General features: G+C 71.3%; 13 protein-coding genes. 6 read left to right on the top strand and 7 right to left on the bottom strand.

The window, feature by feature from the left end:
• Positions 1–61 precede the first annotated feature (61 nt).
• The 3 genes from ACZ7EC_RS20995 (at position 62) to ACZ7EC_RS20985 (ending at position 3,049) form a co-directional block, all read left to right on the top strand.
• Positions 62–643, top strand: a complete 582-nt coding sequence (locus ACZ7EC_RS20995; protein ID WP_471064576.1) for a Dps family protein — start codon at positions 62–64, stop codon at positions 641–643.
• Between the two features lie 805 nt (positions 644–1,448).
• Complete coding sequence (locus ACZ7EC_RS20990; RefSeq protein WP_471064574.1) at positions 1,449–1,601, top strand: hypothetical protein; 153 nt, start codon at positions 1,449–1,451, stop codon at positions 1,599–1,601.
• Between the two features lie 326 nt (positions 1,602–1,927).
• Positions 1,928–3,049, top strand: coding sequence for an FAD-dependent oxidoreductase (locus tag ACZ7EC_RS20985; protein WP_471064572.1), 1,122 nt, complete (start codon positions 1,928–1,930; stop codon positions 3,047–3,049).
• Between the two features lie 117 nt (positions 3,050–3,166).
• Here ACZ7EC_RS20985 and ACZ7EC_RS20980 read toward each other — a convergent pair whose 3' ends face one another.
• The gene (locus tag ACZ7EC_RS20980) at positions 3,167–3,736 is read right to left on the bottom strand and encodes a hypothetical protein (protein WP_471064570.1); all 570 of its coding nucleotides are present in this window, start codon (positions 3,734–3,736) and stop codon (positions 3,167–3,169) included.
• Positions 3,737–3,847: 111 nt separating this feature from the next.
• On the opposite strand from ACZ7EC_RS20980, the gene ACZ7EC_RS20975 reads away from it, so the two are divergent.
• A complete protein-coding gene (locus ACZ7EC_RS20975) occupies positions 3,848–4,447 on the top strand; it encodes a TetR/AcrR family transcriptional regulator (RefSeq protein WP_471064805.1) in 600 nt (199 codons plus the stop codon).
• A gap of 154 nt (positions 4,448–4,601) precedes the next feature.
• On the opposite strand, the gene ACZ7EC_RS20970 is transcribed toward ACZ7EC_RS20975, so the two are convergent.
• Positions 4,602–5,135, bottom strand: coding sequence for a MarR family winged helix-turn-helix transcriptional regulator (locus ACZ7EC_RS20970; RefSeq protein ID WP_471064568.1), 534 nt, complete (start codon positions 5,133–5,135; stop codon positions 4,602–4,604).
• Between the two features lie 137 nt (positions 5,136–5,272).
• Here ACZ7EC_RS20970 and ACZ7EC_RS20965 point away from each other — a divergent pair, with 137 nt between their 5' ends.
• Positions 5,273–5,812: a phenolic acid decarboxylase gene (locus ACZ7EC_RS20965; RefSeq protein WP_471064566.1), complete on the top strand. Its 540-nt coding sequence runs from the start codon at positions 5,273–5,275 to the stop codon at positions 5,810–5,812.
• 111 nt (positions 5,813–5,923) lie between these two features.
• On the opposite strand, the gene ACZ7EC_RS20960 is transcribed toward ACZ7EC_RS20965, so the two are convergent.
• The 5 genes from ACZ7EC_RS20960 to ACZ7EC_RS20940 all read right to left on the bottom strand — a co-directional run bounded on the left by ACZ7EC_RS20960 (position 5,924) and on the right by ACZ7EC_RS20940 (position 12,109).
• Complete coding sequence (locus ACZ7EC_RS20960) at positions 5,924–9,808, bottom strand: caspase, EACC1-associated type (RefSeq protein WP_471064564.1); 3,885 nt, start codon at positions 9,806–9,808, stop codon at positions 5,924–5,926.
• A gap of 6 nt (positions 9,809–9,814) precedes the next feature.
• Complete coding sequence (locus tag ACZ7EC_RS20955; RefSeq protein WP_471064562.1) at positions 9,815–10,198, bottom strand: effector-associated constant component EACC1; 384 nt, start codon at positions 10,196–10,198, stop codon at positions 9,815–9,817.
• Between the two features lie 236 nt (positions 10,199–10,434).
• Complete coding sequence (locus ACZ7EC_RS20950) at positions 10,435–11,472, bottom strand: C40 family peptidase (RefSeq protein ID WP_471064560.1); 1,038 nt, start codon at positions 11,470–11,472, stop codon at positions 10,435–10,437.
• A 166-nt stretch (positions 11,473–11,638) separates the two neighbouring features.
• On the bottom strand, positions 11,639–11,764 hold the full coding sequence (locus tag ACZ7EC_RS20945) for a hypothetical protein (RefSeq protein WP_471064559.1): 126 nt from the start codon (positions 11,762–11,764) through the stop codon (positions 11,639–11,641).
• Positions 11,765–11,773: 9 nt separating this feature from the next.
• Entirely contained in the window at positions 11,774–12,109 is a 336-nt protein-coding gene (locus ACZ7EC_RS20940; protein ID WP_471064803.1) for a tetratricopeptide repeat protein, read from the bottom strand.
• Positions 12,110–12,159: 50 nt separating this feature from the next.
• On the opposite strand from ACZ7EC_RS20940, the gene ACZ7EC_RS20935 reads away from it, so the two are divergent.
• Positions 12,160–12,513: a DUF4232 domain-containing protein gene (locus ACZ7EC_RS20935; RefSeq protein ID WP_471064557.1), complete on the top strand. Its 354-nt coding sequence runs from the start codon at positions 12,160–12,162 to the stop codon at positions 12,511–12,513.
• Positions 12,514–12,525 lie beyond the last annotated feature (12 nt).

The raw sequence follows: 12,525 nt of genomic DNA, 5'->3' as shown, positions 1-12,525 counted from the left end.
CACCCGCCGTGCCGGCACCTAGCGTCACCCGTGTCCACGGCCAGTCAACAGGAGGCGGAACATGACCATCGAATCCCAGCACGTCGGCAGCCAGCCGTGGCTGCACCAGAAGGGCGAGATCATCCAGGAGTTCGGGACCGTGAAGCAGTTCCCCCTCGGCCTGTCCTACGAGACGCGCATGTACTCCTGCCAGCGCCTCAACAAGGTCCTCGCGGACACCCAGATCCTTTACGGCCTTTACAAGAAACACCACTGGCTGATGCGCGGGGCGACCTTCTACCAACTCCACCTGGTCCTGGACAAGCACGCGGGGGAACAGCTGGAACTCGTCGACGCCCTCGCCGAGCGGGTCCAGACCCTGGGCGGTGTCGCCGTGGGCGATCCCCGGCACGTCGCCGAGATCACGTCGATCCCGCGCCCTCCGGACGGTGTGGAGGAGGTCCCGGCGATGCTCTCGCGGCTGCTGGAGGCCCACGAGGTCATCCTGACGGAGGCCCATGACGCGGCCGCCCGCACCGTCGAGCTGGGCGACGACGGCACCAACGACCTGCTCGTCTCCCAGGTGATCCGGACCGGCGAACTCCAGGCGTGGTTCCTCGCAGAACACCTGGTCGATACGCCCTTGGTCCGTGTCCGGGCCTGAGCGATGACCTCCTCACGGCCTTTTGAACTGCCCGCCCGCGGTTCGCGCGCCGCAGGCGTATGAGGACGGCCTCAGCGTCCGGTTGAGGATCTGCGCACCCAGCCGGTCCGGACAGTTCCATCCGAGGGCGAGGGAGAGATGTCGTCCTGACGCTCGGTTGACGCTCCTGACACCCGAACGCAGGACAACGCGCCGAAGCGTGGGCCTGACCTGGTCTGTTCGGAGACCTGCTCAGGCTGACATCTTTCCGATGACGCATCATGTGGAGTGCGTGGCCATCCTCGAACCGGCCGCGAAGGGCTCCTGACCTGCGGCTTTATGCACGCGCATTATGTGCGGTGTGGACCCTGTCAAGGTGGCGAGCATCGATGGGGCGCTCAGGACAGGCGACGCTGAGCGCAGACCTGTTGAGTCATGCTGGTCAGATGTCCTGGAAGAGACCAGGGAAGGCGGTGACCTGCCGCTATGAGTGACTGACGGCTTCATGACCTGCGTGCATGGTCTTTCAGTTGTTTCCTGTTCGTGCCGGTTGGTGGGGCCGGAAGTCCCAGAGGGCTCCGACCGCTGACGGGCGCCCCTTCCTTCTTGTACGCCACTGCGAGCTCCAGGTAGACGCTGTTGCCGACGAGGGCGCGACAACCTGGAGTCGGGTGACAAGCCCGGTGCCGCCGGTTCGCCTCCACCTAGGCGGAGGCGAACCGGAAGAACGGGAGCTGGGACGGCTTGCAAAGTCGTCTGCTCCGCGCAGTCGGAGGTGAACCGTCCGCCGAGGAAGCACCTTGCCCCGCACAGCGAAGCACTGGCCATGGTCGACCATCTGGAAGCGCACGCGCAGACCATCTCCGCCGACCAGCTGATCCCGATCCGCGACGCGGACCAGCTGGCTACCCTGTCGCCGGAGGAGGTGGCACGACCCGCCTTCTTCGAGCACAGCGAGGTCCTGGAGGCGGTGGGCTGACGAAACTCACCCGGCGCCCGCGATGCCTCGGAACGGACCGGGTACGGCGTCGAAGCCGAGGCTTCCGACGAGCAGGGCTACCACCGTTTTGGCGACGTCGGTGAACGCGTCGCCTGCCGTCGCCGTAACCGAGGGACCGTTGGCGGCCGGGCTATAGTCGTGAGGTCGCGAAAAACGATGTTCCGCGGTCCTCCCGCCGGACATCGCTCGTACATCGACGCAGATGGTTCTGATCGGTGAGCGTCTCCTTGCCGAGATCGGGCATCCCGCCCCGCTTTTGGCGCTGACCATCGCCGGCACGTGCCGGCGCTACCGAGGAGCGCAGCATGCGGAAGACCATCGCCATTGTCGGAGCGGGACTGGGCGGGCTGACGCTCGCGCGGGTGCTTCAGGCTCACGGCGTCGCCGCGACGATCTACGAGGGCGAGGCTTCGGCGGCGACCCGTGCACAGGGCGGCCTGCTGGACATCCACGAGGAGACCGGACAGGTCGCGCTTCGCGCAGCTGGTCTGTACGACGAGTTCCTGACTCTTGTCCGTCCGGGCGAGGACGCCAAGCGTGTGGTCGACCGCGACGGCACGATCCTGTTCGACATGCCTGCGGACCCCGGTTCGGCCCGTCCTGAGGTGGATCGTGGCGAACTCAGGCGCCTGCTCATCGACTCGTTGACCCCTGGGACGATCCGGTGGGGCCGCAAGGTCACCTCGGTCCGGTACCTCCCGGAGGGCGGCTGCGTCCTCGCCTTCGCGGAAGGTTCCGCCACGCGCGCCGACATCGTCGTCGGCGCGGACGGTGCCTGGTCGAAGGTGCGTCCGCTGCTCACCCCCGCCAAGCCTGTCTACAGCGGAACCTGCTTCGTCGAGATCGCCCTCACCTCGGGCGGTCGGGACTGCCGAGCCAGCGTGGCCGCGATCGGCAGCGGCACACTGATGGCGGTCGCGCCGGGCAAAGGCATCATCGCGCATCGCTACGCCGACGGGCATGTGCGCGGATACGTGGCGCTGAACAAGCCCGAGGAGTGGATGAGGTCGGTCGACTTCGGCGACCCGTCCGCCGGCCTCCGCCGACTCGCCGACGAGTTCGATGGCTGGTCGCCGCTGCTCACCGCCTTCGTGACCCGCAGCGACGTGGAACCGTGGCTCCGGCCCATCCACGCCCTGCCCGTCGGTCTCGAATGGGACAGGGTGCCCGGCGTGACGCTCGTCGGCGACGCCGCGCATCTGATGTCGCCCTTCGCCGGGGAGGGGGCGAACCTCGCCATGTACGACGGTGCGGACCTCGCGAGCAAGCTGGTCGAGGAACCCGACATCGAGGGCGCGCTCACCGCCTACGAAGATCGGCTGTTCCCGCGTAGTGGCGCCGCCGCCAGCCGCTCGGCGCAAAACCTGGAGACCTTCTTCGGCCGGGAAGCACCGCGGAGCGTGGTCACTCTGTTCGATCGCCCCTGATATTTCAGTCATGGTTCACGATCTCGGTCAGGGTTCACGACCGTGGGCGATGCCCGGCCAGGCCGTGGCCCGGATCGCGGACCGGTTTTGGCGGGGAGAGTTCGAGCCGCCTGGCGTTCAGCCCTTGCGCTCCGCGGACCTGAGGCGAAGCGCGGAGATGAGGAAGAAGACGCCGCCGAGGAAGGCGTACCCGGCGAGATTCGTGAGCGAGGCTCCGTCCTTGCCGGCCTGGAGGAAGAAGCTCGCACCGGCGAGGGCGGAGATGGCCCCGCTCACGAGCATCGGCCACTGCCCTCCCATCCGGCGCCGGACCAGGCCCACGGCAAGTTGTGTGATGCCTGCCGTGACGGCCCAGACGCCCCAGACCCGCAGGACGGCCGGAATGCCGGAGGCGAGTGCGACGGCCAGAGCGATGCCGGTGAGAACGCTGAGCGCGATGTTCACGGACAGCCTCCTTACCGCGCCGTCGGCCGCCCGAGCCGACCGCAGGTCGATCACCGCGCAGGCCGCGTCGAAGAGGGGATAGAGCACCAGCAGCGTCCCGCTGAGCGGGCCCAGCCTGTCGGCCGCCGTGAACAGCAGGGCGGCCCAGACGGTGGCGAACGCGAAACGCAGGAGATACAGCCTGCGCAGAGCCGATGAGAGCTCTGCCGGGGCGGTGGGAACGGGCTGGGTGACGGTGTTCATGGCGGAACCGCCTCTCACAATGAGGGAGAACGTTCGGTCTCGTCTTATCGTCGAGCGTGCCGGCCAACCTGTCAAGACCGAACGTTCTCCCTCGGTTGTAGAGTGGGGGCCATGAACCGGAAGACAAAAGAGGGCGGCACGTCCGAGGCCCGAGCGCGGCTGCTCGGGACGGCGGTGAGGATCTTCTACGCGGAGGGGATTCACTCCGTCGGTGTCGACCGGATCATCGCGGAAGCGCAGGTGACGCGGGCGACCCTGTACCGCCACTTCTCCGGCAAGGAGGATCTCGTCCTTGCCTACCTGGAGCAGGCCGACCAGGGCATCAGGGCGCAGCTGTCGGCTGCCCAGGAGGGTGCTCGGACGCCGGGTGACAAGGTGCGCGCGGTCGGCCGCGCCATCGCCGACGGCATCCGGTCGGAGGGCTTCCGCGGCTGTGCCTTCCTCAACGCCGCGGCCGAGTATCCCGATCCGGCGCATCCGATCCACCAAGCCGTGCTCGCGCACCGGCAGTGGTTCTTCGACACCGTCACGGGCCTGCTGGCGCAGGTCGGAAACGCGCCTGCGGAACCGGCAGGGCGGCACTTCGTCATGCTCCGGGACGGGGCCATGGCCGCGGGGTGCCTCTCTGATCCAGGTTTGATCACCGAGACGTTCATGGAGGGCGTCGAAGGAATCCTGCGGGCCCGCTCCGCGGCACCTGCGGCAGGCTGAGCCCGCCTGGGACGGTCCCTGGGTGGCCATCCCCCTGCCCGGCCCCCGGTTGTCCACCGCCCGCTGCGCCGCCGGCAAGCTGACGACGCCCACCATGAATCTGCGGCTGCTCCCGCGGCCTGGGGTCCCACCCGGCGGGATGGTGGCACCCCGATCAGGGGCTGGCCGGGTCCGGCCGTGTGCCGTCGCCGGTCTCCAGTGCGGTGACCAGCCGGTTCAGGGCCGGTAGTGCCTGGTGCAGCGCCGCTCGGTCGGCGTCGGACAGCTCCTCCACGACACGCGTGAGGGCCTTGGTGCTGGCCCGGTCGTAGCGCTCCAGCAGGTGCAGGGCTTCCTCCGACGCGGTGAGTACCACGGCCCGTTGGTCGTGCTCGGGCCGGACCCGCTCCACGAGCCGTGCGGCGGACATCGCCCGGACCAGGTTGCTCACGGTGGACGGTGCCACCCGCACACGCGTGGCCGCGGCGCCGGGGCTGAGACCCTCGGGCGAGGAGGACAGTGCTCGCAGCAGTTCGATCTGCGCTTCCGGCAGGTCGGGCAGTCCCTCGGCGTTGCGGGTGGCGCGCAGGACGGCACGCCGCAGCGGTCCGAGGAGTCCGCCCAGTCCCGACGCGACGCGCGCCGCCTCCGGTGTCCCGGTCGCACCGCGGCCGGCCACCCCGTCCGCCGCTCTCTCTGTGTTGCGCATGCTCCATTGTGCATTGAGCAGGTAATGTTTTGTTACAAACAGATTTTGTGGCAAAGTGGCATGCAGGTTGATGGCACCGGACCGGCCGAACCCCACGCCGGCGGGTGACCACTCGCAGCACGGCAAGGAGCACCACGATGACCCCCGAGCACGACACCCAGACGACCGTCGAGAACCCCGTCCCGCCGCAGGATCTGTCCGGCATCGTCGGGCACCGGTTCATCTACACGTACGCCAACGGCTGGCAGTACGAGATGTACGTGAAGAACGCCACGACCATCGACTACCGCATCCACTCCGGGATGGTCGGCGGCCGCTGGGTGAAGGACCAGGAGGTCGACCTGGTGCGGCTCGCCGACGACGTCTACAAGGTGTCCTGGAACGAACCGACCGGCACCTCGGTCGTCGTCAATGTGCTGCCCCGCCGACGGGTGCTGCACGGCACCATCTTCTTCCCGCAGTGGATCGAGCAGGACGGCGGCAAGACGGTGCTCTACCAGAACGACCACCTGGAGGAGATGCGCGCCTACCGGGACGCCGGACCCACCTACCCGATCTACGTCGTCCCGGAGTTCGCCCGCATCACCCTGTTCGAGCACGTCGGCGAGAACGACGAGAGCGTCGTCGCCGTAGGCCCCGAGGACCTGCCCCGAGGCTTCGCCGACCGCACCAACTGATAGACGGCGGCATCACCCAGACCGGCGCACACCTCCCCGGCGGCGGGTCGCGGTCGACAACGCGCCGTGCCGCCCGCACCCGGTGGCCGGGTCGGCCGCCGGGACCGGTGGTCAGGTGAACAGGGCGGCCAGCGCGGGCTCGCCTGCGAGAATGCGCCAGGCGGGGACCCGTACCGTCCGGGTCACGGGACCGGGTTTGGCGCCGCGGCCTCCGGAGGGCAGTCCGGTGAGCAGGTCCCCGCGGGCGTGGGTCAGCCGGAGGTGCCGTGCGGGATCCGTGCCGGGCGCCGGGCCGGGGTCGATCAGGACCGCCGTGTTCTCGCCGGCGTCGGTGAACAGCAGGTCCACCGGGTGTCCGCCGACCAGCGCGGCCCGCTCCAGATCGGTGATGCCGCGCCCGGTGAGGAACCGCTGGAGGCGGTCGGCGAGATCCTCGCGGGCCCCGGTCGCCGGACCGGGCGCGCCGGCCTCGGCCGTCGTACCCTCACCGGCCGCGCCCAGCGGCATCGAACGCGCCGCGAGGAGGGCGGGCAGGCCGCTCTGGTCCTGCCAGAAGGCGCGGCAACCCACCGTGATCAGCTGCGACTTGGCCCGAGTGACCGCCACGTTCCACAAGTTGACCTGACTCGCGACCCAGTGCGTCGTCCGGGGCGGGGTGTTGTGCGCCGCCACCGGGCTGAGCACCATCACGTCCCGTTGTCCGCCCTGGAAGGTGTGGACGGTGCCGACCCGGACGCGGTCGTCGTCCCGCCACATCCGGGCCAGTGCCTCCTTCTGCGCCCGGAACGGCGTGACCACGCCCACCGTCGCGTCCGGCGGAAGACCCGCCAGCAGTCCGTCGACCACGCGCCGGACGGCCTCCGCCTCCGCCGCGTTCCGCCAGGACTGCCCGTCGCCGCCGCGCGCCGATTCCCCGGACGGTACGTCGACCCAGCCGAGCACCGGCGCCGGGTCGGCCGCTCCCGCCGGGTCGTGCGCCGGTACCTGCCGCCGTACGTCGGTCAGCACCCGCAACCGGCCGCCGTAGCAATGGCCGTTGACGACGTCCGCGATCCGCGGGTGGCAGCGGTAGTGCTCGTCGAGGAGCAGCGCGCCCTCGCCGTGCTGCTCGGCCGCGTGGTACGAGGAGTGCACGTGGTAGGTGAGGCGATGGTGCTCCAGCTGCGCGGCGCTCAGCCCGGCCCGTATCCGCGCCTGGCGCTCCTGCTGCGGTGACACTCCGGGGATGTGCCCGAGCTGCATGGGGTCACCGATGATCAGTGCCCGGCGGGCCCGGAACAGCAGCGGCAGCACCGACGGGATGGAGCACTGGCTGGCCTCGTCGATGACGACGAGGTCGAACAGCTTCGGGGCGAGCTCCAGTTGACGCACGGAGTGGGTGCTGACGGCCCATCCCTTGATGTGTTGCATCAGGTTCTTCTGGCTGCGCTGGTAGCCGGAGCGGCGGCGGAGCGCCTGGAGCCGCTGGTTCATGAGCGCGTCGGCGCGGTTCAGCGCCTCGGCGGACAGCGCGCGGGACAGTTCCGCCGACAGCGCGGACAGGGCGTCCGCCGTCGCGGCCCTGGACGCCTTGAGCCCGTCCTCGTCCCACTCCCCGTGCCGGTGGACGAGTTCCCGCAGCTCACGCTCCACGGACACGATTGCGGCCAGGGACTCCAGCAGCGCGGGCGGCACGGGCCGCTCCGCCGCCCACGCCGGCCATGCCGCGCCGGGCTCCTCGGGCTGCTCCGCCACCGCCGCGACCAGCGCGGCGAGTGTCCGCCCGCGCCGCCACGCCCCCAGCTGCCACCGGCGGGCCCCGGCCGTCTTCCGCGCCCTGTCCGCCCACCGGCTCAGCGGGGCCGGGCCGTCCGCGTCCGCCGCCCAGGCTCCTTCGAGCAGGGGCAGGGGCAGCTCCAGGGCCGCGGCCCGCTCCTCCCGGTCGCGGAGCAGCTCCAGCAGCCTGCTCTCCTCGGCGACACGCTGTGCGGCCTGGTCCCGCAGCCGGTCGGCCGTTTCCCGTGTGTTGCGCAGTGCGCCGCCCACGGTGGCCGATCCGCGCCGCGGCGCCCCGGCCGGTTCGGCGAGCAGCCGCTCCAGTTTGGCCGCCTCCCGCTCCAGCGCCTCCACGTTGCCCGTGCGCATCAGCAGTCCGGGCGCGATGTCGTCGCAGCGCTGGGCGACGACGTTCACGGCCTCGTTGTTCGTGGAGGCGACCAGCACCGACTGCCCGGCGGCGACGCAGGTGGTGACGACGGCCGTGACGACCTCGCTCTTTCCCGTGCCGGGTGGCCCGGTCGCCACCGTCAGCGGCCGGGTCATCGCCGAGGAGATCACCAGCTCCTGGCTCTCGTTGCACGGCCCCGGAGCGACCGGCGTCACCGGGCTCGCCGCGGCGGCCGGCGCCTGCCCGCTTCCGGCGTTCAGCAGCGCGTCCAGCGCGGTGCCCTCGATCTGCGCGGTCCGCGTCGAGATCTGGAGCAGGTTGTCCACCAGCGCCTGGGTGGCCATGGCCTCCGCACCCGTAGGCACCAGCAGCACCGCCGCGTTGTGCGCGCCGGGCCGCAGTGCCTGCAGCACCGTACGGTCGCTCAGCGCGGCCGGGTCCAGCGGTTCCAGTTCCGGCAGCCCCAGCTCGTCCAGCAACTCCCTGATGGCGCGCAGCATCTGGGCGCTGTTGCCCTCCTGCCAGGCCGGCTGCCAGCGCGCGACCAGGTCGGCCGCGTCACCGGCGTCCAGAAGCTCCGAGACGACGCCGCTGTGCAGGGACGGCACCCCGCTGGGCCGGAGCACGTCCCGGCCCTCCTCGTCCGGCGCCAGCTCCATCTGCTGGATGAGCAACGGCGCCAGCTCCACCGTCGCGCGCCGCCCCCGGCCGCCGTCCCGCGTGGGCAGTGTGATCGCCGGATAGCCGTACCAGTACTCCTGGCGCGAGCCCGGCTCGGTGCCCGAGCCGCCGTCCTGCGGCCGGGGCAGCGCTCCGGGGGCCGGGATGTGCGCTCCGCGTCCCGACTGGATGGTCTCCTCGCCCTGGGCCAGCAGGAAGTACTTCTTGTCCCGGCCGCCGTCCCGGTCCGGCCGCATCGAGGCCGCCGCCTGCGCCGTGAGGCAGTCCGCGTAGTACCGCAGCAGCCGTCGGCGGTCGACGCCGTCGCGTTCGTCCGCCTCGGCCAGCTCGCGGGCCTTGAGCAGGGCAGGGGAGTGGTGGACGGCTCCCAGGGCGTCCCGAGGGAGCGCGGGGAGCCGTACCGGCCGGGCCACCGACCGGGCGAAGGGGAGGCTGCGGGTGGCCCTGATGGTGGACTTGGTGGGCCGCTGCTCCTCCGGCACGCCCTCGCTCGCCATCTGGGCGGTCAGGTAGTCGAAGAGGTCGTCCGGCGTGATCCAGCCGCCGTCCTTGATCCGGCCGTTGCGCAGCCCCTCGACGATCTCCCCGGTGAACCGGGAGGTGCCGAGGCTGGATCCGGGCGGTGCCATCGCGGAGGCCGCCTGGAGGGCGTCGGACGCGGTGATGAAGTACACGCCGGTCGGCCGCAGCAGGGTGCTCGGCGCCGGCCGGTCCGCTTCCGAGGGGCCCTTGGCGGTCCAGCCCTGGACGACGGAGCCGCTGGAGCAGCAGTCCAGCAGGACCAGTTTGGAGGCCGCCCGGCAGGACTGGAGCATGCGCTCCAGGAACTCCGCCGGCACGGCCGTGCCCGGCAGGTCGGCCGGGTCGGTGTCCCGCGTCAGGAAGTACAGCTGGCCGTCCTGCTCGCAGTACTCGCCGTGCCCGCTGAAGTAGAGCAGTGCGGTCTCGCTGGGCTGCCGTGCCTCCAGGAAGGTCTCGACGGCGTGCAGCATCTGCGCCCGCGTCGGCTCGGCGGCCAGCGCGCACTCGTTGTACATGCCGATCTCGGTGTTCTCCAGCACCGCCCGCATGTAGTGCAGATCGGCCCGTACGGCCGGGAGATCGGCGTACGCCTCGCTGTCGTAGGTGGAGACGCCGACGAGCAGCGCGTACCGGTCGTTGTCGGTCATCGGCGCTCAGCTCGCGGAGGTGCCGTCGTCGCCGTCGTCCGCGAGGAACCGCTCGACCAGGGTGTCGTCCTCGCGGGCCTCCTTGCCGGTGATGTGCAGGGCCGCGCCGTCGGGCCGCCTGACCACGATGGTGCGCTGGGGGACCCGCGCCAGCCACGTCTGCACCAGCGCGACGACGAACGAACCGGCGCTCAGCAGCAGCCCGACGCTCTCGGCGGACGGCCCGCCCTTGTCGGCGGCTCCCACCCGGATGCCGGACTCGGGAAGGTCGAGCCTGGCCGTGGGGTCCGCCTCCCCGAGCGCGGCGAGCAGCTCGCGCGCGTCCTTGCGGGCGCGCAGCGGGTCGTCGTCGACGACGGAGATCCGGTATCCGGTGTGGTTGTCGGGCATGGCGATCTCGTGCTCCCCGTGAGTTCACCGGCTCCTTGCCGGGCGAACGACACTAGCGCCCGGCACTGACAACGGACCCCCGCCCCGGTCCACCGGCCCGTCGTTGGCGGGAAACCGGCCGACGATGGCCGGTCGCGCGTGCCTCGCGGCAGGCGCGACCCGGTCCCGGCCGCGCCGCTCGACGAGGCCGGCGCCCTGCTCCCGCCCGCGGGCGGCCCGGCACGCTCCGGGGCGGTTCAGACCCGCACGCCGAACATGAACGGGCCGCCGATGGTGTCCATCGACTCGTACCGTACGACCGTGCCGGTGCGCGGGGCGTGCAGGATCTGGCCGTTGCCCGCGTAGAGGCCGACGTGGTGCAGGTCGTTGAAGAAGAACACCAGGTCGCCGACCTGGAGTTGGCTCCGGGTGAGGCGGGTGCCGATGCCCGCCTGCTCCTCCGAGGTGCGCGGTATGTGGACGCCGGCCTGCGCGTAGGCCCAGGAGGTCAGGCCCGAGCAGTCGTACGAGGCGAGGCCGGTGGCGCCGCGGAAGTACGGCTTGCCGAGCTGGCTCCGGGCCGCGGAGAAGGCGGCGGCTGCCCGGCCGGAGGCGGAGCTGTCGTCGCCGAGCCGCACCCGTTCGGTGGCGGAGCGGCCGGCCCGCTGCTGCTCCTCGGCGAGGGCCGACTTCTCCTTGGCCGTAAGCGTGTTGAGCAGCTTCTGCGCCTCGGTGAGCTTGCCCTGCATCTCCTGCTTCTTCGCGCCCAGCTCGGTGCGGGTGGTGGCGAGGTCCTTGAGCTTCTCGGTGGCCTCGGCGCGCCGCTGGGCGAGTTCGCGCCGCTTGCCCTGGATCTTCTTCAGGGCGGCGAGCTGCTGGCCGCTCAACTGGTCGAGCGTGGCGGCCCTGTCCAGGAAGTCGTCCGGGTCGGAGGAGAGAAAGAGCTGGACCGAGGCGTCGATGCCGCCGGAGCGGTACTGCGCGCTGGCCAGCGAACCCAGTCCGTCGCGCAGCGCGTTCAGCTCCTGCTGGCCGCGGGCGACACCGTCCTGGATCGCGGAGATCTCCTTCTGGAGCTTCTGCTGCCGCTCCTTGGCGCCGTTGTACTTCTCGGTCGCCTGCTCGGCCTGCTCGTAGAGCTTGTCGACCCTGGCCTTGACCTCGTCCTTGCCGGGTTTCGCACCCGGAGCGGCGTTGGCGGCCTGTGCGCTCAGCGCCACGGCGGCCGCCGCCGCGCCGGTCAGGACGGTGACACGCGTTCGGCTGGGCTGCTTGGGTCGACGGTGGGAGGCCACAGGGGAACTCCTTGCTCCTTCAGCCGCCTGCCGGAACCTGCGGTGGGCGGGACCCGCCGCTGTCACTCCGTCTGAGTGAGCACTGAACGAGGGGTTGGAGCCTGACCTTAATGAATTTCTTACCTTTGGATCAAACGTTTGGATGGAAAGTGTGGCCGTGTGGTGGTTACGGGCCGCACCGGGTGGCCGTGGCCTCGTCCAGGGCCCCCAGGACCGCGGCGGCCTCCGCCTGGCGGGGGCTGGGCAGGTCGGTGAGGTCATGGCCCAGGTCGAGGCGGGCCGGGGCCGGCATCTGCGCGCCTTAGAAGGCGGCGAGGGCCCGGCGGAGCGGGACCTCGGCCTCGACCCACCGCTCCAGGGGGGCCAGGTCGTTGCCGATCTGCCGGCGGGCGACCGCGTGATACAGCGCGATCAGCTCGTCCGTGCGGCCCGGAAGCCCCGCCCGGCGGATCCGTTCGCTGCGGCGGTGTGTCTCCAAGGCTTTGGCTGGATCGCCGGTCTGGCGGAGCAGGGTGCCCAGGGAGTTGAGGGTCGTCAGCTCGGCCGGCCGCGCCTGCGCGGACTCCTGCGGGGCCAGGCAGTCGGCCGCCGCGTGCAGCCGCGCCTGCGCCTCCGGTACCCGCCCCTGCCGGTGCAGCGCGCCCGCGCCGTAGCCGAGGGCCCAGCCCTCCCGAAGGCCGTCCCTGCATGCGCGGGCCGCGCCCTGTCCCTGCCCGCCTGCCAGAGCGGCGGGGACACCAAGTCGGCTCCCACTCCGGCCGCTCCTGCCGGATGACGGGCTTCCCGCACATCCAGTTCCTGGAGAGCCACAGGCAGGACGTGTCGGCCGTCGCCAGGAGCAAGCCGGAGGCACCGGTCGTGCTCGCGGCGGGAGAGCCGGCCTATGCCCTGGTCAAGCTGTCGGACGGCGGGCGTGAGGAGGACGACGAGCCCGTGTCCGCGTTCTCCGTCATGCTCGCCGGCGACCCGGCGGTCATCGCGGTCACCGCGCCCGGCGGCGCCGGTATCGCCGTCGACGCGGCCAAGGCCCGTACCGGCTAGTGGACCCCCGAA

Source organism: Streptomyces sp. NPDC037203, assembly GCF_055605065.1.
The sequence above is the reverse complement of the archived record's forward strand: the minus strand, read 5'-3'. Positions and strand labels throughout refer to the sequence as shown.

What these genes read in the sequence shown, in the direction of transcription:
- ACZ7EC_RS20995 (WP_471064576.1), top strand. Translation starts at nt 62, where the DNA reads ATGACCATCGAATCCCAGCACGTCGGCAGCCAGCCGTGGCTGCACCAG.
- ACZ7EC_RS20990 (WP_471064574.1), top strand. Translation starts at nt 1,449, where the DNA reads ATGGTCGACCATCTGGAAGCGCACGCGCAGACCATCTCCGCCGACCAG.
- ACZ7EC_RS20985 (WP_471064572.1), top strand. Translation starts at nt 1,928, where the DNA reads ATGCGGAAGACCATCGCCATTGTCGGAGCGGGACTGGGCGGGCTGACG.
- ACZ7EC_RS20980 (WP_471064570.1), bottom strand. Translation starts at nt 3,736, where the DNA reads ATGAACACCGTCACCCAGCCCGTTCCCACCGCCCCGGCAGAGCTCTCA.
- ACZ7EC_RS20975 (WP_471064805.1), top strand. Translation starts at nt 3,848, where the DNA reads ATGAACCGGAAGACAAAAGAGGGCGGCACGTCCGAGGCCCGAGCGCGG.
- ACZ7EC_RS20970 (WP_471064568.1), bottom strand. Translation starts at nt 5,135, where the DNA reads ATGCGCAACACAGAGAGAGCGGCGGACGGGGTGGCCGGCCGCGGTGCG.
- ACZ7EC_RS20965 (WP_471064566.1), top strand. Translation starts at nt 5,273, where the DNA reads ATGACCCCCGAGCACGACACCCAGACGACCGTCGAGAACCCCGTCCCG.
- ACZ7EC_RS20960 (WP_471064564.1), bottom strand. Translation starts at nt 9,808, where the DNA reads ATGACCGACAACGACCGGTACGCGCTGCTCGTCGGCGTCTCCACCTAC.
- ACZ7EC_RS20955 (WP_471064562.1), bottom strand. Translation starts at nt 10,198, where the DNA reads ATGCCCGACAACCACACCGGATACCGGATCTCCGTCGTCGACGACGAC.
- ACZ7EC_RS20945 (WP_471064559.1), bottom strand. Translation starts at nt 11,764, where the DNA reads ATGCCGGCCCCGGCCCGCCTCGACCTGGGCCATGACCTCACCGACCTG.
- ACZ7EC_RS20935 (WP_471064557.1), top strand. Translation starts at nt 12,160, where the DNA reads ATGCGCGGGCCGCGCCCTGTCCCTGCCCGCCTGCCAGAGCGGCGGGGA.